Origin of the sequence: Crocinitomix catalasitica ATCC 23190, from assembly GCF_000621625.1 — a bacterium.
GTDB classification, from domain to species: Bacteria; Bacteroidota; Bacteroidia; order Flavobacteriales_D; family Crocinitomicaceae; genus Crocinitomix; species Crocinitomix catalasitica.
In genome coordinates, this window is record NZ_KK211320.1 from 3767 (window position 1) to 23835 (window position 20069).

A 20069-nucleotide genomic window follows, 5' to 3' on the forward strand; every position below is an offset into this window, starting at 1 on the left:
GTTTAAATCCAGGAGAATATCAAATGGTTGCTACCGATGCTAATGGTTGTACTTTGACAGAAACGATCACAGTAGATTCTTTAAATCCAAGAGCTAATTTCGAAATCACATCAGATCAATTTACATCCAACTATAAAGGAACGGCTGAGATTGATGCACATTTTGTGAACTTGTCAGAGCACTTTGCCAATCCATTCAATCCTTTGGCGGACACTACTTTCTTCTGGAATTTTGACAGTCCACAAGGCATGTGGATTTTAAGCGAAGATTTAAACGAATCATTCGATAAAATTTATGAACCAAGAGATGACTCTTATGATGTAGATGTTTGTTTAGTAGCGATCAATAAAAACGGATGTACAGATACATTATGCAAGAATATCATCGTTTATTCACCAATAGAATTCGATAATGTCAATATTTTCAGTCCGAACGGTGATGGAGCAAATGATTTATTCACTTTTGAGTTTAAATCAAAATCTATTGCCGAATTTAAATGTGTAATTGTTGACCGTTGGGGGATTACCAAAACCGAAATGAGTGCAATTACTGATACTTGGGATGGTACAGATATGAATGGTTCTAAATGTAATGACGGGGTTTATTTCTATACTTACGAAGCAATTACTGATAATGGTACAACATTAGTTGGCCAAGGAACGGTGCAGATTGTTGGTGGAGGGAAATAATTGAGTCCCTTTAATTTCGGGAAATAAGAATGTTTTTTGTTTAAACACCTAATTATTATCTTCGTCAAAGGCGAACTTTTTAAAAGAGGGAATAGGTAATGGTTTGTTTACTAATGAATAGCATAAAAGATAGAATTGAATAAGCACAGTTTAATGATCTTTCAATCTTCTGATTTAGGCTTTGTTCATCCGTCTTTTTACGCTGTAATCCTCTGTTTTTAGAGCAATATGATTATTTTTATGCTGTCGTGATATTTTCATAGTGAGACAAAATCAAAAATTATAATTCACAATTTATGTTTTCTAAAAAAATCCCTTTGCATTTAAAAATTCTAGCAGGAATGTTAATTGGCCTGGTTTTCGGCTTTATCATGACACAAATAAGCTGGGGGAAAAACTTTACAATAGATTGGATTAAGCCATTTGGAACTATTTTCGTCAACTTACTAAAATTGATTGCGATTCCTTTAATTGTAGCATCACTTTTAAAAGGAATTTCTGACTTAAAGGATATTTCAAAATTCGCTAAAATTGGAGGTCGTTCTATATTAATCTATGTTGGTACTACGGTAGTGGCGATTACTATAGGCTTATTGGTTGTGAATATCATAAAACCCGGTAATGGAATTTCACAAAAAACCATTGACACCATGACGGCAACATACGCTGGAAACGAAGGTGTTACAAGCAAATTAATGACAGCAGATTCGCAAGCCAATTCTGGACCTTTGGATTTTATTGAAAATATGATTCCATCGAATTTATTCGCAGCACTAGGAAATAATGGAAGCATGTTGCAAGTGATTTTCTTTGTCATATTCTTTGGTATTGCAATGTTATTGGTGCCAGACGAACGCACAAAAACAATAAAAAGCTTTTTTGATGGACTCAATGATATTGTTTTAAAAATGGTTGATTTAATCATGTTGACTGCACCATTTGCAGTGTTTGCATTGTTGGCAACAGTAGTTGTATCGTCAGAAAGTCCTGAAATATTAATGGCTTTAATTAAATATGCACTCACAGTTACTTTGGGATTAGGTTTAATGATTGGATTTTACTTAACACTCGTTGGATTGATTGTAAAAAGAAATCCGTGGTGGTTTTTAAAACAATTAGCCCCAGCTCAATTATTGGCATTTACAACAAGTAGCAGCGCGGCAACTTTACCGGTTACGATGGAGCGGGTAGAAGAGCATATGGGGGTAGATAAAGAAGTGTCATCTTTTGTATTGCCAGTTGGTGCTACAATTAATATGGATGGTACTAGTTTGTATCAAGCTGTAGCAGCAGTATTTATTGCTCAAGCATTATTAGTAGACTTGACTTTTGGAGATCAACTAGTCATTATATTGACTGCTTTGATGGCATCAATAGGTTCAGCTGCTGTTCCTGGAGCAGGAATGGTGATGTTGGTTATTGTGTTACAGGCAGTAGGTAAATTTACACCAGAAGAAATTGCAATTGGGTTAACCCTTATTTTTGCTGTAGATAGGCCGTTAGATATGTTGCGGACAACAATCAATGTGACAGGTGATGCCACGGTATCATTAATCGTAGCAAAATCTCTTGGCAAATTAAAAGAGCCAAAACCTGAAAATTGGGATGATTATACTAAGAATATTTAAGTCAATATTAAAAGCTAAATGTGGATCAATATTCTTCAAAAGGAGACCCGTCAATTATAAGTCGCTGAGTTAACGAATCAAAGGCTATTTACGCTAATATTAGATTTAAGCACAACTATACTTTGTCACTTCCGAAAAAAGCAGTTTATTTGTTCCGATTATAGTAGTTTTCATGTATTTATTTAAGGTATCCCAAATATCCCTTAGTTCAGTCTTACTGAAAATTCAATTCCCTTGTGTTGTATTCGTCGTTTTATTGTTTTCGCTAAATACGAGTGCTCAATTCGATGTACATGAGCATATCAGGCTGTTGAATGATGGGAAGAATGATAGTATCAAAACTGAAGCTGGGTTTCAATTGGCTTCTTATTATTCTGTTCGTGATTTAGATTCTTTATTCTACTATATAGAAGCTTATAAGCCTCTATTGAAACAAGATTCGAAAGAATATGTAAGTGTCCTAAAAGGACTATCTATTTATTATCGTAGGAAAGAAAAATTTGAATTATTTGAAACTTATATCGACTCAGCAATTCAAATGGCCTTAAAGATTGATGATTTAGAAGCATATATTGACGTGAGTAATTCAAAAATTAGAAGGCGTTTAGTGATAGAAGACTATAAATCTGCAGTTGAACTAATTGTTGAAAATTTAGAGATTTCTAAACAACTTTTAGCTGGAGAACATTCTGATCAACTATTACTTGATTATACAAAACTAATGGAGTATAAAGCTAGAATTGAATCAAAGTCTGGTCAATATAAAAAAGCTTTGCACACGCATAAGGAAGTATTCGATATAGTAATTAAGCTAGGAGATAGTATCAGGATATGCGAGTCGAAACTCAATATAGCAAAAGGGTATTATAAACTAGAAAATTATGATGCTGCACTTCCTCTTTTTATAGCGTGTCGTAAGTATATAAATGACAATAAAATAGAGATTTATTTTGGTATCCCCGAGTCTATGCTACTTCAAATCTATATTAAGCAAAATAAATTAGATAAAGCGAAGGAGGTTTATGAGGATTTAAAATTGATTGATAAAAATGTAGATGGATATAGAGCCTATACTAATGGATATATGGATTTGATGCTGGGGAATTATGATATTGCTGTTGGGAATTATAATTTGGCAATTAAGCGTTGTCATGCTGGATTGGATAAGATGAATTTGGATAATTATGCAGCAAACCAGGAAGAGGCTTGTGAATGTTTAAAAACCGCATATATTGGGATCAAAGACTATGAAAAGGCTTTGTTTTACGTGAAGGAATTAATCAAAATTAGTGAAGCGTCAGTTATTTTTGATTCACAACTGATTCTGAATATCCAAGAAGTTAGATCGAATACAAGTGATGAGCAACACAAAACGATGTTAGCGAATAGTTTATTGAAGCAAAAGCAGGCATTTACGCTAGAGAAACAAAATATATTAATAAAAGACAGATCTCAATTAACGATTTTTCTTAACATTTTTATCTTTTTGTTATTGGGATTAATTAGTGTCGTTTTTTTGCTCAATCAAAAAGCTCAAAAGCAAAAAAAGTTGATTTCAAAGAAGATGAATGATAAGCAGGTTTTACTAAAAGAGATTCATCATCGTGTGAAGAATAATTTTCAAGTGATTCAAAGTTTACTAAATCTTCACGCGAATCAATTAAATGATCCACTGCTTTCTGAACCTTTACTCGAGGCTAGGAACAGAATTCGATCCATGGCAATGGTACATGAGAATTTATACGGTACTACAAGTCTTGGTGAAATAGAAATGGCCGGTTATTTTAGTTCCTTAATTGATTCGATTTGTGAAGGCTTTGATCGAAAAAAAATTAAGTCTAAAGTACAAACGAATGATCTAATTGTAACGATTGATGAGGCCGTTCCACTGGGGTTGATTTTAAACGAATTGATAACAAATTCGGTTAAATATAGTGCCAACGAAGATGGTGACATATTTTTTGAAATAAAATTTGAACATATAAATGAAGATGTATATTCATTGTACTATCATGATATTGGCCCCGGAATTCCTGAAGAAATTGATCTTGAGAATTTAAATTCTCTTGGCTTAGAGTTGGTGCAAATTTTAATTAAACAATTGAATGGTGAAGTGATTATTACCAATGAGAGCGGTTTTACCTTAAGGACCGAATTTTTAATAAAACGAAAAAATTGATTTTTTCGCAATGCATAATTTGAATAATTATTCTTTTGAAAGGTTGAAAAACTTGATCCGAATGAAACAAATTTTAGTGTTTTTGTTATTGCTATGGATTCCATTGAAAGGCAATAGTCAGGTGGATACAAGAGAAAAACTCAAAATTGTGAAAGGTGATTTTTCCGACTCTGTAAAGATTGAGGCCATAGGGGATTTATTAGGTTATTATGTTTTTAGAGATGTTGATTCGCTTCAACATTATTTGCAGTTGTATCGAAGTTATATAACAGTTGATTCTTATGCCTATCCCAACTATTTACATGGCATGTCACTTTACAAGCAGGCAATTGGAGAAAACGAATCAGCTTTAAACTACCTTGATTCTAGTCTTGCTGTATCATTGGAGAAGGGGGATAGTGTAAGTTACGTCTCGGTCGCCAATAATAAAGTCAGGATGCTACTGCATAAAGGCGATTTAAAAAGTGCTTCTCAATTGTTAATGGAATGTATGAAGATTTATTCAGTCGCTTTGACTGATTCATGTGCTAAAACTTTAAAACTTAATTATTTATTGAGTTTGATTCGTAAAGCAGATATTGATTGTCAATCTAGTATGCATAAAAAAGCAGAGCAAACATTAGAAGAGGCATACGATTATGCGGTAAAGTTAGGCGATTCATTAAAGATTTTAGAGATAGAATTAAATTTAGCAAAAGAGATGATCCATGTTGGAGATACAGCACAAGCAATGGAATATTTTTTACGTGGTCGAGATTATATTAAAAATAATAAACTTGAATTCTACTATGGCTTTATTGAGAAGTATTTATTAATCATTCATACAGAGAATAATGAGGAGGAAAAGGCTAGAAAAATATACGATGAAGTATTGGAAAAGTATAATTCAGGAGGTACCTTCCTGCACGCATTCGAGGTTATTAGCATTTATTTAGGTTTATATGATTTAGAGGTAGGCGATTTAGATTTAGCAATTAATAGATGTTTAGAAGGCTATATGGCGACGAGTGGAACTGATGATTTAATTAGTGACCATGAAAAAGCTTGCAATTGTTTGATGTTGGCATATGAGCGAAAAGGAGATTATGAAACTGCATATAAATATGCTTCAGAGTTTTTAGAATTAGAGTCTAATTTATTGGCTTTTGATGCAGGCATGGCTATGAATTTAGAAGATGAAGAGAGAAGATGGAAGGAAGAAGAATATAGAATGAATATTGCAAATGAATTAGTGCTTCAACAGCAACAATTCAAAATCGAAAAACACGAACTTTTTATCCAAGAGAAAAATAGATTGGCCATAAGTTTAGTGATCTTTAGCTGCTTATTGGGGGGATTGTTTTATGTCATTTACCGTCAATTTAAACGAACAACGAATCAAAAAGCCATTATCTCAAAAAGCTTAGAGGAGAAAAAATTACTTTTGAAGGAAATCCACCACAGGGTTAAAAACAATTTTCAAATCATTCAAAGTCTTTTAAATTTACATGCGAATCAATTGACTGATAAAAGATTGTCTGAGCCATTATTGGAAGCTAAAAACCGCATTCGTTCGATGGCGATTGTTCATGAAAATCTTTATGGGACGAATAGTTTAGACGAAATTGAAATGTCAATTTATTTTAATTCACTAGTAGATGCAGTATGTGAAGGTTTTAGTCAAAAGAAAATTCAATCAAAAATAGTAACGAATAACCTTGTGATTACAATTCAAGAAGCCATGCCATTAGGTTTAATTATTAATGAATTAATTACAAACTCTATGAAGTATGGAGCGAATGAAATGGGAGAGGTAAATTTTGAAATAAGAATTGACTATATAAAAGAGAGTACCTATTCTTTACATTATCATGACGAAGGTCCTGGATTATCAAAAGATGTCGATTTTGATAATTTAAACACTCTTGGCTTTGAATTGGTGCAAATATTGACGGATCAATTGGGAGGAGAACCAAAGTTTTCAAATGAAAACGGATTTGCATTTGATACCGAATTCATAATAATTAAAAGTTAGATATTATTTAATATTCAAAGCAAGCAGGCGTTGATACATTTCATAACAAACCCATGCGTCAGTTGCAGCATAAATTTCCTGTTTCTTACTTAATTCAGGGGCTTCCCAATTAGATACTTGCGCATTTTTTGAGATTCTAAATCCTAAGATTATTGCCGTTAACTTTCGTAATCCGTTTGCTTCAATGTTGATTTTATTAACGATTTCATTCAATTCAACAAACCCTCCAGCCTTAAATGGGCTGATTTTCTGTAAACCGATAATATCATCACGCAGTCCTACACCAATCTTTAAGTGTTTATCATTTTTAAAATAAGCTATCATTTCGTCAGTAATTCCAGTCAAATGGATACGGAATAAATATGCTTTGTCAGCTGTTGCAATTTGAACAAGTGAAATATCATTAAATTGTCCTTTTACAAATACAGGTTTGGACTCTGTGTCAAAACCAGAATAGTCGAATTTATTAATTTCTTTAAATGCCTGTTTTACTTTAGTTATATCATCAATTAGCTCAATAACACCATTGTATTTATCCAAACGTAATTGGTTTATTTCTTCTTTCGTGATATTTGTTGCAAACATTGTATAAATTCGGTTCGGATAATCAGATTATTAGGACAGCTATTCAGCAATCCGCGAAACGTAAATATAAGGAATCTTGGAAAAGGTAGAAATAAATTGAATTTTTATTCAATATCTGTTACCATAAAATTATGATTCGTACTCATTTTTTCAATCTTGTAAACGAACGTAAAATTGATCAAATAATCGGCAAATGCAGCATCTCCATGTCTTTGTCCAGTAGGGTCTGCTAAGTCGTATTGACTTTTAATACGGTTTCTGTAGATTGCAACAGGTACACTCAGATTAAAGCTCCATAAATTTTTATTATAACTGATTCCTGGCTCGATAGAGTAGATATAACCAGGTCGGCGATAACCAATACTCGATCCTATTAAATCTTTACTTGTAACCCCTTCAAATCGATTCCCAAGGTTGAATGATAACCCTAGCTTTTCATAAAAAACATAATTGACACCAAAACGAATAGAATATTGATCGGGAATAGAGTGGTGGGAAATTAAGGGATCAACACCTAAAATTGATCCTCTTGTCATGGTTTTATTGGTCGCCATAGGATTAGATAAGTAAAAGGCATTCCCAAAAAAGGTAGTTTTTTTATTTAATTTGCCAATGAATTCTGTTTGTAGAATGATACCCCAACCTCCATCGCCTAACTGAATTGATTGATCGACAGCTTTATAAGCAATACTATCATTCCCGTTCTGATCAAGTTTATGGAATTCTCCTTGAAAGTTTGAATTCCCGGTAGGGATTTTTATTCCTCCACCAATTGAAACATTTCCCTTAGCCTTTGTATTAGCGGGATTGAATAACCAATAGTTTGCCGTCAATCGAATGTCACCAATACCTTGTGCATCTGTTTCAAATCTTTTCTGCTCAGGATTTGAGACTGATGAATTGCCATAATGTTCGTACAGTGAACTTCTTTTAAAGAATAATATGGGAATATTTAATGTCAAGTTAATACGATTTGTTGGTGCTGTGCGAATGCCTAAATCTACAGAATTTGAAAAATTAAATACTTGTGTATGATGAGCTACGCGCTCTTTTTCTTCAACATCACCTCTAAAATGTCGGTAAGATTCAAAATATTGGTAATTGCCAGAGAGTTGCCAATCGTTTTTATTTAAAATACCTAATTCACTTCCGTGAGTTCCAGCGCTGCAACTCATTGATCTAACAGCAACACAACCTTGTGCTAAAGCTGTGCTTGAAAGGCAAATAAACAATAGAATAAACGATAAAATAATAAAAAGTAGTCTCATAGTTGAAATTTATGGCTCTCACAAGCATTGGGAGTTGCTGGCTAATTTATAGAATAGTCATAAAGTATGTAAAACAGATATACAAATCCAGTTATTTAATTTGTGAACAACATAAATAAAATGACGAAAAAAAAGCACCACCTTTAAATTAAAGATGGTGCTTTTAAAATATTCTAATATTATTTTTAAGTATTCATACCGCCACAAACGTTGATGGTTTGTCCAGTTACATATCCTGATAAATCGGAAGCTAAAAATACTGTCGTATTTGCTACATCTTCAGGAGTTCCTCCTCGTTTCATAGGAATAGAGTCTCTCCATCCTTGAACAACTGTTTCGTCTAGTGCGCCGGTCATTTCTGTTTCAATAAATCCAGGAGCAATTGCATTACAACGAATATTTCTTGATCCTAATTCTAAAGCAACAGATTTTGTAAAGCCAATCATGCCAGCTTTTGAGGCTGCATAATTTGTTTGGCCAGCATTACCCGACACACCAACAACAGAACTCATATTAATAATTGAACCTGATCTAGCTTTTAACATCGGTTTCAATACAGCTTTCGTCATGTTAAAAGCCGATTTAAGATTCGTGTTCATCACTTCGTCCCATTGTTCTTCACTCATTCTCATCAATAACGTATCTCTTGTGATGCCTGCGTTATTAACTAAAATGTCAATCTTCCCAAATTCTTTCATGACTTCATCAGCCAAATTCTGAGCAGCATCAAATTCCGCCGCATTCGATTTAAAACCTTTTGCAATTCCACCATTGGCAGTTAATTCTTTCACCAAAGCATTTGCTTTTTCATCAGATGATAAATAACTAAATGCAACAGTTGCACCTTGTGCGATGAATGTTTCAGCTATAGCTTTACCAATACCTCTTGAGGCACCAGTTATAATTGCAACCTTTCCGTCTAATAATCCCATTTAATAAAATTTTATATAAATATAACATTGCTATTTCAAATTCACGCCAAATTATGGCATAAAAAAACGCCCTTATTCAAATGAATGAATAAGGGCGTTAAGTTTATTTTTTAAGCCTCAACTAATGGCTCAACTAAAATACGTCCGCAGTGTTCACAAACGATTAATTTTTTTCGTGCTTGGATATCGATTTGTCTTTGTGGTGGTATTTTATTAAAACAACCTCCACAAGCATCTCTCTCAATACTTACAACAGCTAATCCATTTTTTGAATTATTTCTTAGTCTATCGTAAGCTCTAATTAATCTATCTTCGATGTCTTTTCTTGCTTTATCCGAACGTTTGAACAATTTTTCTTCGTCCTTTTCAGTCTCAGCAGAAATTTCAGCTAATTCTTTTTTCTTCAAATCTAAATCAGCTGTTCTCTCTTTTAAACGAGAAGCTGAAGCTTCAATGATTTCTTCTTTATGACTAATTTTAGCCTTAGCTTCGTTAATCTTTTTTTCAGAAAGTTCAATTTCTAAACCTTGGAATTCAATTTCTTTTGAAATAGAATCATATTCACGGTTGTTTCGAACATTCTTTTGTTGCTCTGTATATTTTTTGATACTAGCCTTCGCATCTTTGATCATATTCTTACGATCAGTGATTAAGGTATCTAATTCAGTTTTCTCTTCAGTAAGTTTATCTAAACGAGTCGTTAAACCTTCTACTTCAGCCTCTAAATCTTCAACTTCCAAAGGTAATTCACCTCTAACTGTGCGAATTTTGTCAATTGCAGAGTCTATTTGTTGCAATTCAAATAAGCTATTAAGCTTTTCTTCAATGGTTTGATCTAATCCTTTTTTCGTTGCCATGTATTAAAAATATTTTACCGGATTCGTATTATTTTCGGTTAAACAAGGTGCAAATGTACGGAATTTTTTTCTTAATAAATAACCTAAATGCTCAATTGTGAACTGTTCGCTTTCAAAATGTCCAATATCTGCAATAATTAGTTGATTTTCAGCGTCAAAAAATTCGTGATATTTAAAATCACCCGTAATAAAAATATCTGCGCCTATTCCTTTTGCTTGATTTAACAAGAAACTTCCTGCTCCGCCACACCATGCTACTTTTTTTATTGACTTATTTCGCAATGCTGTATGTCGAATGATACCACAATTAAAAATGGACTTGATTTTATTTAAAAAATCTACTTCATCCATTGCTACTTCTAATTCCCCATACATACCTGCCCCTTCGTCGAGATGAATGTTCGCTAATGGAATTAAATCGTATGCAACAGATTCATAAGGATGAGCTGCTAATAAATTCTTAATTACTTTTTTAACGATATGCGAATTAAGCACAACTTCTATCCTTGTTTCGTTTTCTCGATGTTGCTCTCCTTTATCTCCAACAAAAGGATTTGCATCTTCATTCGCCTTAAATGTGCCAATTCCTTGATGTGAAAAACTACATTCTGAATAATCCCCAATTTCTCCTGCATTACCTTCGAAAAGTGATGCTTTAATTGATTCGGTATAATCGTTTGGGCAATAAGTGATTAGCTTAATTAAGTTGTTCTTTTTTGGCGCTAAAATGTGTGGCTTATTTATCCCTAATAATTTGCCTATTTTATAGTTAACACCTTGTTTAGAATTGTCTAAATTGGTGTGTATAGCATAGATAGCAATTTTATTTTCGATGGCTTTAATAATCGTTCGTTCGACATAATTGCTGCCATTGAATTTTTTTAAACCTTTAAAAACAATCGGGTGATGTGCAATAATTAAATTGCATCCTCGAGCAATTGCTTCGTCAACAATTATTTCAGTGCAATCTAATGAGATAAGTGCATTTGTGATTTCTGTGTTGGGTTGACCTACGATTAAGCCCGAATTATCGTACGATTCTTGACTCGATAATGGGGCGATGCCTTCTAAATAGGCTGTGATTTCGGCAATTTTCATGTGCTAAATATAATCATTGTTGATGAAAATTGAAGGGAGAATAAAGGAACCTTTGTTAGTGATTCATTCAAATTAGCTCACTATAATTCAAAAGCCTTAAATAATAATTCTAAATTTGGTTTTCAATAAATTTAGAAAATGAAAACTTATCAATTTAAGGGGCTATTAGATAATTCAGATTGGATTATTCCAGCTTTTGTTCGTGTAGATGATGAAGGTCGAATTCTTGAAGTTGCATCTTCAACGAGTCATCCGATTAGTGAAGCATTCGATAATTATTTAATACCAGGTTTTCAAAATGCACATTCTCATGCTTTTCAATACGCGATGGCAGGATTGGCAGAACGACATGCTACAAATCAAACACCAGACGATTTCTGGTCATGGCGTGAAGCGATGTATGACTTGGCTCTTCGGATTGGTCCAGATGACTTAGAGCATATCGCTACGATGTTATACAGCGAAATGTTGCGCCATGGTTATACGCATGTTGCAGAATTCCATTATGTTCATCATGAAAAAAACGGTGAACAATTTGCTAATTTATCAGAAATGGGCGAGCGTTTAGTCGCGGCAGCAAAGAAAGTAGGGATAGGTATCACATTGGTTCCTATTTTTTATCAGAAAGGTGGGTTTGGTAAAGCGCCAAACGCAGGACAAATTCGATTTATATCAGCCTCAAAAGATGATTATTTAAAATTATTGGAAGCTTCAGAGCAGTCTACCGATTTATATCAACATGCTAATTTGGGTATTGGAATCCACTCAATGCGAGGTGTTGAACCAAAAGTTATCGCTGAATTGGCTGCTAATGGTCCACAAGACTTGCCTTTTCATATTCATGTTTCGGAACAGTTGAAGGAGATTGAAGATTCGATTGCTTACTTGGGGCAAAGACCAGTAGAGTGGATGTTGAATAATATTGAAATGAATGATAGATATCATTTAGTTCATGCTACCCATTTAATTGATATGGAAACCGAAGGTATTGCTAAAAGTGGTGCGAATGTCGTTTTATGCCCTTCGACTGAAGGGAATCTTGGCGATGGAATTTTTCCTTTGCGACAATTTCAATCATTAGGAGGGAATTGGAGTATTGGAACTGATAGTCATATTGGAATTAATCCATTAGAAGAGCTGCGAATATTGGATTACGGTCAAAGATTGATCAGCCACAAAAGGAATACTTTTTATTCGACAGAAGAAGGAGATAGTGGCAAATATGCCATTGCCATGAGTTGGAAGGCTGGGCGTAAAGCAATGAATAAAAAAGCTGTTGCTTATTTTGAAATTGGAGATTATTTTAATGGTGTCATGATAGATGCTCAAGTCCCATTATTGGCGAATACAAGAAAAGAAGATTTAGCATCTACAATTCTCTATGCTACGGATGCCGCAATGTTAGCAGGTACTTTTGCAAATGGTGAATTGGTTGTAAAGGCTGGTCAACATCGAATTCAAGATCAAATTCGAAATGATTTTAATAAAACAATTAAAAACTTAAAGAACAGAAGTTAGAATGGATAGCGAGCATTTAAGATAGATTCAACCTTTTCTGAATGTTTTACTACTTTTTTAGCCCATTCTAAACGAATGTCTACGGATTCTTCATCGCTTAATTGCCAATTTAAATTTTCAGTTTTACGCATGCGTTCAGTAATATTGAACAAAGCGAGGGCAACAGAAACGGAAATATTATAGCTTTCAGTAAATCCATACATTGGCAATTTTACAAAAGCATCTGCATTGTCTAATGCCAATTGTGATAATCCGGTAGCCTCAGTCCCGAAAAGTAAAGCAACAGGTTGGTCTACTGGAAGTTCATCAATAAACGAATCGTTTTCATGGGGAGTTGTGGCAACAATCTTATAACCTTTTGCTTTTAATTTATTGATACACTCTAAAGTATTATTCTCCGTTTCACTGTAATGTTGAATGTTTAACCATTTAGAAGAGCCCATATCAATCTCTCGATTTGGTACATATTCATTCGTGTTTTCAATCACGTGTACGTCTTGAACACCAAAACAATCGCATGAACGTAAAACTGCACTTGCGTTATGAGGTTGGAAAATGTTTTCTAAAGCCACAGTGACATGCCTAGTCCTTTGTTGAATAATGGAATCGAACAATGTTTTTTTATTCTCAGAAATATGTTCGTAGAATTTTTCTAATAACCAAGCTTTTTTTTCCATTTGCCAAAATTTAATTTCATTTCATAAAAAAAGCGTTTGTCCAATGGACAAACGCTTTAATGTCTTAAAAACTGTTGATTAGTTTACTTTTGAAGATAAATCTGCACCAGCTTTAAATTTAATTACATTTTTAGCTGCAATTTTAATTTCTTTTCCTGTTTGAGGATTTCTTCCTGTTCTTGCTGCTCTATTTGAAATTGAAAATGATCCGAATCCAACTAAAGAGATTTTATCACCTTTTTTAAGTGCTCCTTCTGTAGCAGTGATGAATCCTTCTAATGCTCTTTTAGAGTCTGCTTTTGATAATCCTGAGTTTGAAGCGATAGCTTCAACTAATTCTGATTTGTTCATAATTAATTTAATTATTTGGTTAAAAATTTGTTATCCCAACAAATATATCTTAAAATCCTTATCCTGCAAGGTTTTAGAGATAAAATTATTTTATTTTGTTAATAAAATCGGCAAAATGTTGATAAGTGCACCTTGAAACCGCTGTTTTACTAGGTTTTAGACGTGTTGATAGATATTTTTTTAACAATATGACTAGAATATAAATACTACGTTAAGAAATAATGCCAATGTGAATTCCTCGAATTAATAACGGTTTGCTACATTTAATACCTGTTTTTAATGAAATAAAAAAGTAAGCAAGCTGATGACGAAAAACTCGTCAAAAAGAATATTGGTTTAAATCAGTTCGAAAGGATTTATTTATTGACAATTTGCCATTCTTCAAATTTAAAACCTTTTAGGAAGTCCGAAGTTTTCATTTTCTTTTTACCTTCTAGTTGTAATTCGATGATTTTAATACTGCCATTGTTTGTGCCAATAAATAATTCATTTTCTGCTACAGTAACTTGACCGACTTCCAATTTTGAATCATTCACAATTTCACTGTGGAATAATTTTAGAGATTTTTTTTGCGTATCATTTACTATTTCTGTCCATGCAGTCGGATAAGGAGATAGACCTCTAATCTTATTGTGGATTGTTTCGCTAGTATTATTCCAGTCAATTTTACAATCAGGTTTAAAAATTTTCGGCGCATGTTTTTGAAGGTCGGTCAAAGTCGAATTGTCTTGAGCGATTGCATTCACTTTTCCTTCAAATATTTCCTGAACAGATTTGGCTAATAATTGAGCCCCTTGAATCATTAATTTATCATGGACTATACCTGCCGTATCATTTGGACCGATAGCTATCTTCACCGTATCTATTATCTTACCTGTATCAATTTCTTTTTCAATAAAGAAAGTACTCGCGCCTGTTTGCTCTTCGCCATTTATCACTGCCCAATTAATAGGTGCAGCTCCTCTGTATTGGGGAAGTAAAGATCCATGCAGATTAATCGTACCTAATTCAGGCATTGCCCAAACTATTTCAGGAAGCATTCTAAAAGCAACAACAACAAATAGTGAAGCATTTAAATCTTTTAATGATGCTATAAATGCATCATCTTTTAAATTGGTTGGTTGTAATACCTGTATGTCTTTAGATAAAGCAAACTCTTTTACAGCAGACATCGCTATTTTTTGACCACGACCTGCTGGGCGATCAGGACTTGTAATAACTGCTTTGACATCAATATTGTTATCTAATAACGCATTTAATGATGCTACGGCAAAATCAGGTGTACCCATAAATATTACGCTATGTTTCATAATTAAGTTTTTTAAATTTATAATATATAAGATAAATAATACTGAAAAGGCCTAAACTGGAAAAGTAAACATACTCAACTGTCCAAACATCTCGTATGTTCCAATCCCATCGAACAATGAATAAATAACAAGCGGTTAAATAACATAAAATCCCCATTGCTTCAATCCAAAATGAAATACGTGTTTTACCAAGGCCAGCTATTGTATTGTACAAAACAACGACAACAGAGTAGAGTAGGATAGAGCCACTCACAAATTTTAATATCTCGACACTATTATTCAATGTGTTTTCGCCAATGTTGGGATTTTGATTGACCATCCTCACCAAAACTTCTGGGTACAGCACGGCGCCGTGAAAAAAGAATAAGATAAAAATTACTGATAGTAAGATGATTTTAAATTGTGCTTTAATGATTAAATGTTGTTTTCCTTGACCAACTAAGTTACTAATAATGGTTTTTGTGGATGCGGCAAATCCGAATATTGGAACAAATGCGAGGAAATAAATATATTTAATATTCAAAGAGGCTTCTAATTCTGCTGTTCCTTTATGTTCGATAAGTGTAAAGAATACTAGCCAAGTGCTCAACGAAAGTACTCCCTGGAACATTAAAGGTATACTGAGTTGCAATAATGGGATGTATTTTTTATAGTTCAATTTATGTTTAACAAAAATCGCATATTTATTGAAGTTTTTGGCATATTTAATTGCAACGTATAAAACTATGAATCCAACTATTTCAGCAATAGAAGATGCAATTGGTGCACCAATCAATTTAAGTTCTGGAAAACCAAAATGTCCAAAAACCAAAACATAGTCGAGAAATATATTTGTTATAGCAATGATTACAGCTGATATTAAAATTAAGTTAGTTCTACCAATACCTATTAAAAAAGCGACTAAGGTTAAATATTGAGCAGCAAAAAAAAGACCTATTCCCCTAAAACGAATAAAATCATACATTTCTGCAGCAATTAGGTTCGAATTAGCAATTCCGTATATAATGCTTTGACCAAATATTAAAATAATACTGAATATAATGGCTGAGATGAGGAGTTGATAAACTTTTGTATGAAAGACTGTTTCGCCTATTAAAGGGTAGTTCTTTTCTCCTTCGTATCGTGCAATCATTATTTGCGCACCATCAGATAAGCCTCTGCAGAACATGAAGAATGCGATATACATCAAACTTCCATTGCCAAATGCACCAATAGATATTTCACCTAATTCACTGATAAAAATAGCATCAGTGAAAGTAACTATAGACTGTATGAAAGTACCGAACATTAAAGGTCCAGTGATAGATAGTATTTTGCGGTATGAAAATTCTTTCATTTTATTCAACCTGAATCACCAATCCTTTTAGATACTCACCTTCAGGATGGGTTGAATTGATAGGGTGATCAGCTGGTTGGTGCAATTGCTCCAAAATTCGAACGTTACGCTCTGCTGCGATTGCTGCAGCAATAATTGTATTAGTAAACAATGTTTTATCTACAACTTGTGAGCAACTGAATGTGAAAATAATTCCACCTGGTTTTATTTGACGCATTGCGTGAGCATTGAGCCTTTTATAACCTTGAACGGCATTGTGTTTTGCATTCCTGTGCTTAGCAAAAGCCGGAGGATCAAGAATTATCAAATCATAATCTTCAGGAAGATCTTTAATATATTCCATCGCATCGGCAACTATAGATTTATGTTGCTCAGGTTTGAATTTACCTAATTCAATATTCTCATCGGTTAAGTCAATTGCTTTTTGTGAAGCATCCAACGAATGAACCAAAGTTGCTCCAGCGTTTAAAGCAAAAACTGAAAAGCCTCCAGAATAACAGAAAGTATTCAATATCTTTTTGCCTTTTGCATATCTTGCTAATAATGCTCTGTTCTCTCGCTGATCAATAAAAAAACCTGTTTTTTGACCTGTTACCCAATTGATAGCAAATTTATTGCCATATTCTAAAGCAATTTGTGGTGTTTCCGCTTCTTTATAAATATATGTGTCCCCTGTATAACCTTCGTAATCTTTAGGTAACGTTCCAGAACATTTTAAATAAACTGATTTTAATTCTTTTCCAAAAACCTTAATTAAAGCATTCTTAATTTTATCGATATCCTTGTACATTCCAATACTATGGCATTGAACAACAAGGTGACCTGCGTAATGATCTATGATTAAGCCTGGTAAAAAATCTCCTTCGGCATGAATTAGTCTAAAAATATTGGTGTTTTCATTGTGCATTAAACCCAATGATTCTCTCAAATTATAAGCAGATTGAATTCTGTCCTCGTAAAGGTTGTCTTTTAACTCTTCCGTACCAAACAAAAGTACACGGATTGCTATACTACCATTTTGATAATGACCATACCCAAGATGTCTTCCTTTATTTGCTTCAATTTGAACGAAATCACCTTCTTGTACTTGTCCAGTAATAGTTTTGATTGCACCAGAAAAAATCCAAGGGTGTTTTCTTTGAATTGATTTATCTTTACCTGCTTTGAGAACGATTTTTGCTATTTCCACTTTTTTTAATTTTAGAACGCACAAAGCTAGCAATAATAAGGTATAGAACCGCTGTAATTATATTAAATCACGGATAGTGTTTAATTTTCTATCTAGAACCAAAGATGGCGCTACCTACACGAACCATTGTGCTACCAGCCTCAACTGCCAATTGATAGTCACCACTCATTCCCATTGATATTTCTTTAAAATAATCAGCAAACTTAAATTGATTGGATGATAATTTTGCGAAATAGGTTGCCAAAAGGTTGAATTCGTTTGATATCTGCTCAGAATTTTCGGTGAATGTAGCCATTCCCATTACGCCAACAATACGTACATTTTTTAATTCAAAAAATAATGGATCATCCAGTAATTCCTCAACCTCTTCATAACTAAAACCGAATTTTGTTTCTTCATTAGCTATATGGAATTGCAATAAGCAATCAATCACACGATCATTATTGAGACCTTGTTTGTTTATTTCTGAAAGTAATTTAAACGAATCTACACCATGAATAAGACTAATAAACGGAGCAATTAATTTGACTTTTTTAGACTGTAAATGACCAATCATATGCCATTGGATATCCTTCGGTAACTTTTCGTGTTTCTCAACCAATTCGTTTACCCTGTTTTCTCCAAAAAACCTTTGACCTCCGTTATATGCCTCTTCAAGTAAATGAATAGGTTTCGTTTTTGATACGGCAACAAGTGTTACATGACTTGGTAGCTGCGCTTCGATTTTTTTAATATTTTCTGCAATCATTTCCATTAATATAAAGGAAAAATAGTTAATCCGCTTCTTAATTTAGGTTCAATCCATGTTGATTTAGGCGGCATTATAAGTCCCTCATCTGCAACTCTTTTTAAATGTTCAACTTGAACAGGAAAAAGACCGAATCCAATTTTGAACTTTCCACTATTCACAGCGTCTGAAATTCCTTGCATACCTTTGTCTCCTTGAAGAAAGCGAATACGTGAATTTGTCTTTAGATCGGTAATATTTAAAATAGGTTCAAGAATGTTTTTTGTGAGGATGTCAGTATCTAATCTCGAAACAGGATGCGTTCGATCAAAAGTATCTTCTTTGGCAATTAATTTATACCATTTATTGTCAAGATACATACTCATTTCATGTAATCCTGTAGGTTTAGCATCTGCTTTATTCACTTCATTAATAATAAAGTTCGTTTGAATAGCAGCAATAAAATCAGCATTGCTTAATCCGTTTAAGTCTTGAATTAATCTATTATAATCGAGTATTTGTAATTTTTCTTCAGAAATATAATAAGCCAAAAAATGATTTTTATTCGGGCTTTCTTTTTTATCAAAATTTTCAGCAAGTCGCGCTGAAGAGGCACATCTGTGATGACCGTCAGCAATATAAACGTCGTCAATTTCGGTATAATATTCTTGAATTTGTCGAATACGATCTATGTCACGGATGATCCAAACTTCGTGTAATGTTTTTTCAGTAGAACTAAATTCATATTCTGGACGTTCTTCTGTAATTACATTAAATAGATCATTCAAATGGTCATGTTTGCGATGAAACAATAAAACAGGTTCAACATTGAATTCGACAATTTTCAAGTATTGTGAAAATACTTCTTCACGCTCTGTTATCGTGTCTTCATGCTTCTTAATATGTCCTTCTTTATATTGATCGATAGAAGCACCACCAATTAATCCCGTAAACTGATGCCCTTCTTTGGTTTGTCTATAAAGATATAGGCATTCCATTTCGTCTTGAATTAATACACCTGCTCGAATAAATTCATCAAATTTATTCCTGATTTTCTGAAATCGTTCAGGCGAATTTGGCTTTGTTTTATCTCCAGTGTGAAATTCTGGATTAATTACATGTAAAAAAGTATATGGATTGTGCTCTAACTTAGCATCAAGAACATTCTGTTTATATGCATAAAAAGGCCTAGTTGCCACAAGGTAAGCTTTGTCTCTGGTAGGACGAATAGCTTTAAATGCTTTTATTACCGTCAATTTCTAAATTTTATTTGTTGCACGAAATTAATAAGTCCTTCACGATTATTGATGAATTGTAGCTATAATTTTTCTTTTTGTTGATATGTTTCGAAATTCAGCCAAATAAATTCCTTGCCATGTTCCTAATAATAGGGCGCCGTTTCTTATCGGAATTGAAATAGAGTGACCAGTTAAAATTGATTTAATGTGAGCAGGCATATCATCAGGACCTTCGTAATTGTGTTGATAATAAGGCTCGTTTTCTTTGATATTTCTATCGAACCATGCATTTAAATCTTCTCTAACTGTCGGATCGGCATTTTCATTTATGCAAAGGCCTGCGGAAGTATGTTGAATAAAAAGATGTAAAATACCGATATCAGGGAGTGGGTTTACATGTTCAATTATTTCATTTGTAACCAAATGAAAACCTCTCGGTTTTGAATTCAATTTAATTTCCTTCTGAATCATCA

At 33.4% G+C, this 20069-nt stretch carries 18 protein-coding genes; 5 read left to right on the forward strand and 13 right to left on the reverse strand.

The window, feature by feature from the left end; all coding sequences use genetic code 11:
• The 4 genes from T367_RS24410 to T367_RS24415 form a co-directional block, all read left to right on the forward strand.
• Positions 1-689 (forward strand): T9SS type B sorting domain-containing protein (locus T367_RS24410; RefSeq protein WP_051568715.1); only part of this gene is annotated, 689 nt, incomplete at its 5' end.
• A 296-nt stretch (positions 690-985) separates the two neighbouring features.
• Positions 986-2317 carry a dicarboxylate/amino acid:cation symporter gene (locus T367_RS0120570; protein WP_035846973.1) on the forward strand — a complete coding sequence of 444 codons (1332 nt, stop codon included), beginning with the start codon at positions 986-988 and terminating at the stop codon, positions 2315-2317.
• Between the two features lie 172 nt (positions 2318-2489).
• Positions 2490-4496: a histidine kinase dimerization/phosphoacceptor domain -containing protein gene (locus T367_RS0120575; RefSeq protein WP_027421510.1), complete on the forward strand. Its 2007-nt coding sequence runs from the start codon at positions 2490-2492 to the stop codon at positions 4494-4496.
• A 61-nt stretch (positions 4497-4557) separates the two neighbouring features.
• Positions 4558-6510 (forward strand): sensor histidine kinase, encoded by a 1953-nt coding sequence (locus tag T367_RS24415; RefSeq protein ID WP_169736100.1) that lies wholly within the window; start codon positions 4558-4560, stop codon positions 6508-6510.
• Positions 6511-6513: 3 nt separating this feature from the next.
• Here T367_RS24415 and T367_RS0120585 read toward each other — a convergent pair whose 3' ends face one another.
• The 5 genes from T367_RS0120585 to T367_RS0120605 all read right to left on the reverse strand — a co-directional run bounded on the left by T367_RS0120585 (position 6514) and on the right by T367_RS0120605 (position 11250).
• Positions 6514-7095, reverse strand: coding sequence for a 3'-5' exonuclease (locus T367_RS0120585; RefSeq protein ID WP_027421512.1), 582 nt, complete (start codon positions 7093-7095; stop codon positions 6514-6516).
• Positions 7096-7199: 104 nt separating this feature from the next.
• Complete coding sequence (locus tag T367_RS23450; RefSeq protein WP_072032241.1) at positions 7200-8363, reverse strand: hypothetical protein; 1164 nt, start codon at positions 8361-8363, stop codon at positions 7200-7202.
• Positions 8364-8548: 185 nt separating this feature from the next.
• Complete coding sequence (gene fabG, locus T367_RS0120595; protein ID WP_027421513.1) at positions 8549-9295, reverse strand: 3-oxoacyl-[acyl-carrier-protein] reductase; 747 nt, start codon at positions 9293-9295, stop codon at positions 8549-8551.
• Positions 9296-9405: 110 nt separating this feature from the next.
• Positions 9406-10152 (reverse strand): zinc ribbon domain-containing protein, encoded by a 747-nt coding sequence (locus T367_RS0120600; RefSeq protein ID WP_027421514.1) that lies wholly within the window; start codon positions 10150-10152, stop codon positions 9406-9408.
• Positions 10153-10155: 3 nt separating this feature from the next.
• Positions 10156-11250: a Nif3-like dinuclear metal center hexameric protein gene (locus tag T367_RS0120605; protein WP_027421515.1), complete on the reverse strand. Its 1095-nt coding sequence runs from the start codon at positions 11248-11250 to the stop codon at positions 10156-10158.
• A 138-nt stretch (positions 11251-11388) separates the two neighbouring features.
• On the opposite strand from T367_RS0120605, the gene hutF reads away from it, so the two are divergent.
• Entirely contained in the window at positions 11389-12768 is a 1380-nt protein-coding gene (gene hutF / locus T367_RS0120610; protein ID WP_027421516.1) for a formimidoylglutamate deiminase, read from the forward strand.
• Here hutF and T367_RS0120615 read toward each other — a convergent pair.
• The 8 genes from T367_RS0120615 to T367_RS0120650 all read right to left on the reverse strand — a co-directional run bounded on the left by T367_RS0120615 (position 12765) and on the right by T367_RS0120650 (position 20067).
• Positions 12765-13445, reverse strand: coding sequence for a TrmH family RNA methyltransferase (locus T367_RS0120615; protein ID WP_027421517.1), 681 nt, complete (start codon positions 13443-13445; stop codon positions 12765-12767). The two genes, hutF and T367_RS0120615, sit on opposite strands and share 4 nt — an antisense overlap.
• A 78-nt stretch (positions 13446-13523) precedes the next feature.
• The gene (locus T367_RS0120620) at positions 13524-13796 is read right to left on the reverse strand and encodes an HU family DNA-binding protein (RefSeq protein ID WP_027421518.1); all 273 of its coding nucleotides are present in this window, start codon (positions 13794-13796) and stop codon (positions 13524-13526) included.
• A 356-nt stretch (positions 13797-14152) separates the two neighbouring features.
• Entirely contained in the window at positions 14153-15106 is a 954-nt protein-coding gene (gene fmt / locus T367_RS0120625) for a methionyl-tRNA formyltransferase (RefSeq protein WP_157454343.1), read from the reverse strand.
• Positions 15096-16442 (reverse strand): MATE family efflux transporter, encoded by a 1347-nt coding sequence (locus T367_RS0120630; RefSeq protein WP_084274515.1) that lies wholly within the window; start codon positions 16440-16442, stop codon positions 15096-15098. The genes fmt and T367_RS0120630 overlap by 11 nt, the downstream gene beginning before the upstream one ends.
• A gap of 1 nt (position 16443) precedes the next feature.
• Complete coding sequence (locus T367_RS0120635; RefSeq protein ID WP_157454344.1) at positions 16444-17631, reverse strand: class I SAM-dependent rRNA methyltransferase; 1188 nt, start codon at positions 17629-17631, stop codon at positions 16444-16446.
• 88 nt (positions 17632-17719) lie between these two features.
• Positions 17720-18379, reverse strand: coding sequence for a YggS family pyridoxal phosphate-dependent enzyme (locus T367_RS0120640; protein WP_035846995.1), 660 nt, complete (start codon positions 18377-18379; stop codon positions 17720-17722).
• 5 nt (positions 18380-18384) lie between these two features.
• Positions 18385-19614: a DUF1015 domain-containing protein gene (locus tag T367_RS0120645; RefSeq protein ID WP_027421523.1), complete on the reverse strand. Its 1230-nt coding sequence runs from the start codon at positions 19612-19614 to the stop codon at positions 18385-18387.
• Positions 19615-19659: 45 nt separating this feature from the next.
• The gene (locus T367_RS0120650) at positions 19660-20067 is read right to left on the reverse strand and encodes a secondary thiamine-phosphate synthase enzyme YjbQ (protein ID WP_084274516.1); all 408 of its coding nucleotides are present in this window, start codon (positions 20065-20067) and stop codon (positions 19660-19662) included.
• Positions 20068-20069: the final 2 nt, after the last annotated feature.

What these genes read in the sequence shown, in the direction of transcription:
- T367_RS0120615 (WP_027421517.1), bottom strand. Translation starts at nt 13,445, where the DNA reads ATGGAAAAAAAAGCTTGGTTATTAGAAAAATTCTACGAACATATTTCT.
- T367_RS0120575 (WP_027421510.1), top strand. Translation starts at nt 2,490, where the DNA reads ATGTATTTATTTAAGGTATCCCAAATATCCCTTAGTTCAGTCTTACTG.
- T367_RS0120600 (WP_027421514.1), bottom strand. Translation starts at nt 10,152, where the DNA reads ATGGCAACGAAAAAAGGATTAGATCAAACCATTGAAGAAAAGCTTAAT.
- fabG (WP_027421513.1), bottom strand. Translation starts at nt 9,295, where the DNA reads ATGGGATTATTAGACGGAAAGGTTGCAATTATAACTGGTGCCTCAAGA.
- T367_RS0120585 (WP_027421512.1), bottom strand. Translation starts at nt 7,095, where the DNA reads ATGTTTGCAACAAATATCACGAAAGAAGAAATAAACCAATTACGTTTG.
- T367_RS0120640 (WP_035846995.1), bottom strand. Translation starts at nt 18,379, where the DNA reads ATGATTGCAGAAAATATTAAAAAAATCGAAGCGCAGCTACCAAGTCAT.
- T367_RS0120570 (WP_035846973.1), top strand. Translation starts at nt 986, where the DNA reads ATGTTTTCTAAAAAAATCCCTTTGCATTTAAAAATTCTAGCAGGAATG.
- fmt (WP_157454343.1), bottom strand. Translation starts at nt 15,106, where the DNA reads ATGAAACATAGCGTAATATTTATGGGTACACCTGATTTTGCCGTAGCA.
- T367_RS0120620 (WP_027421518.1), bottom strand. Translation starts at nt 13,796, where the DNA reads ATGAACAAATCAGAATTAGTTGAAGCTATCGCTTCAAACTCAGGATTA.
- T367_RS0120650 (WP_084274516.1), bottom strand. Translation starts at nt 20,067, where the DNA reads ATGATTCAGAAGGAAATTAAATTGAATTCAAAACCGAGAGGTTTTCAT.
- T367_RS24415 (WP_169736100.1), top strand. Translation starts at nt 4,558, where the DNA reads ATGAAACAAATTTTAGTGTTTTTGTTATTGCTATGGATTCCATTGAAA.
- T367_RS0120630 (WP_084274515.1), bottom strand. Translation starts at nt 16,442, where the DNA reads ATGAAAGAATTTTCATACCGCAAAATACTATCTATCACTGGACCTTTA.
- hutF (WP_027421516.1), top strand. Translation starts at nt 11,389, where the DNA reads ATGAAAACTTATCAATTTAAGGGGCTATTAGATAATTCAGATTGGATT.
- T367_RS23450 (WP_072032241.1), bottom strand. Translation starts at nt 8,363, where the DNA reads ATGAGACTACTTTTTATTATTTTATCGTTTATTCTATTGTTTATTTGC.
- T367_RS0120605 (WP_027421515.1), bottom strand. Translation starts at nt 11,250, where the DNA reads ATGAAAATTGCCGAAATCACAGCCTATTTAGAAGGCATCGCCCCATTA.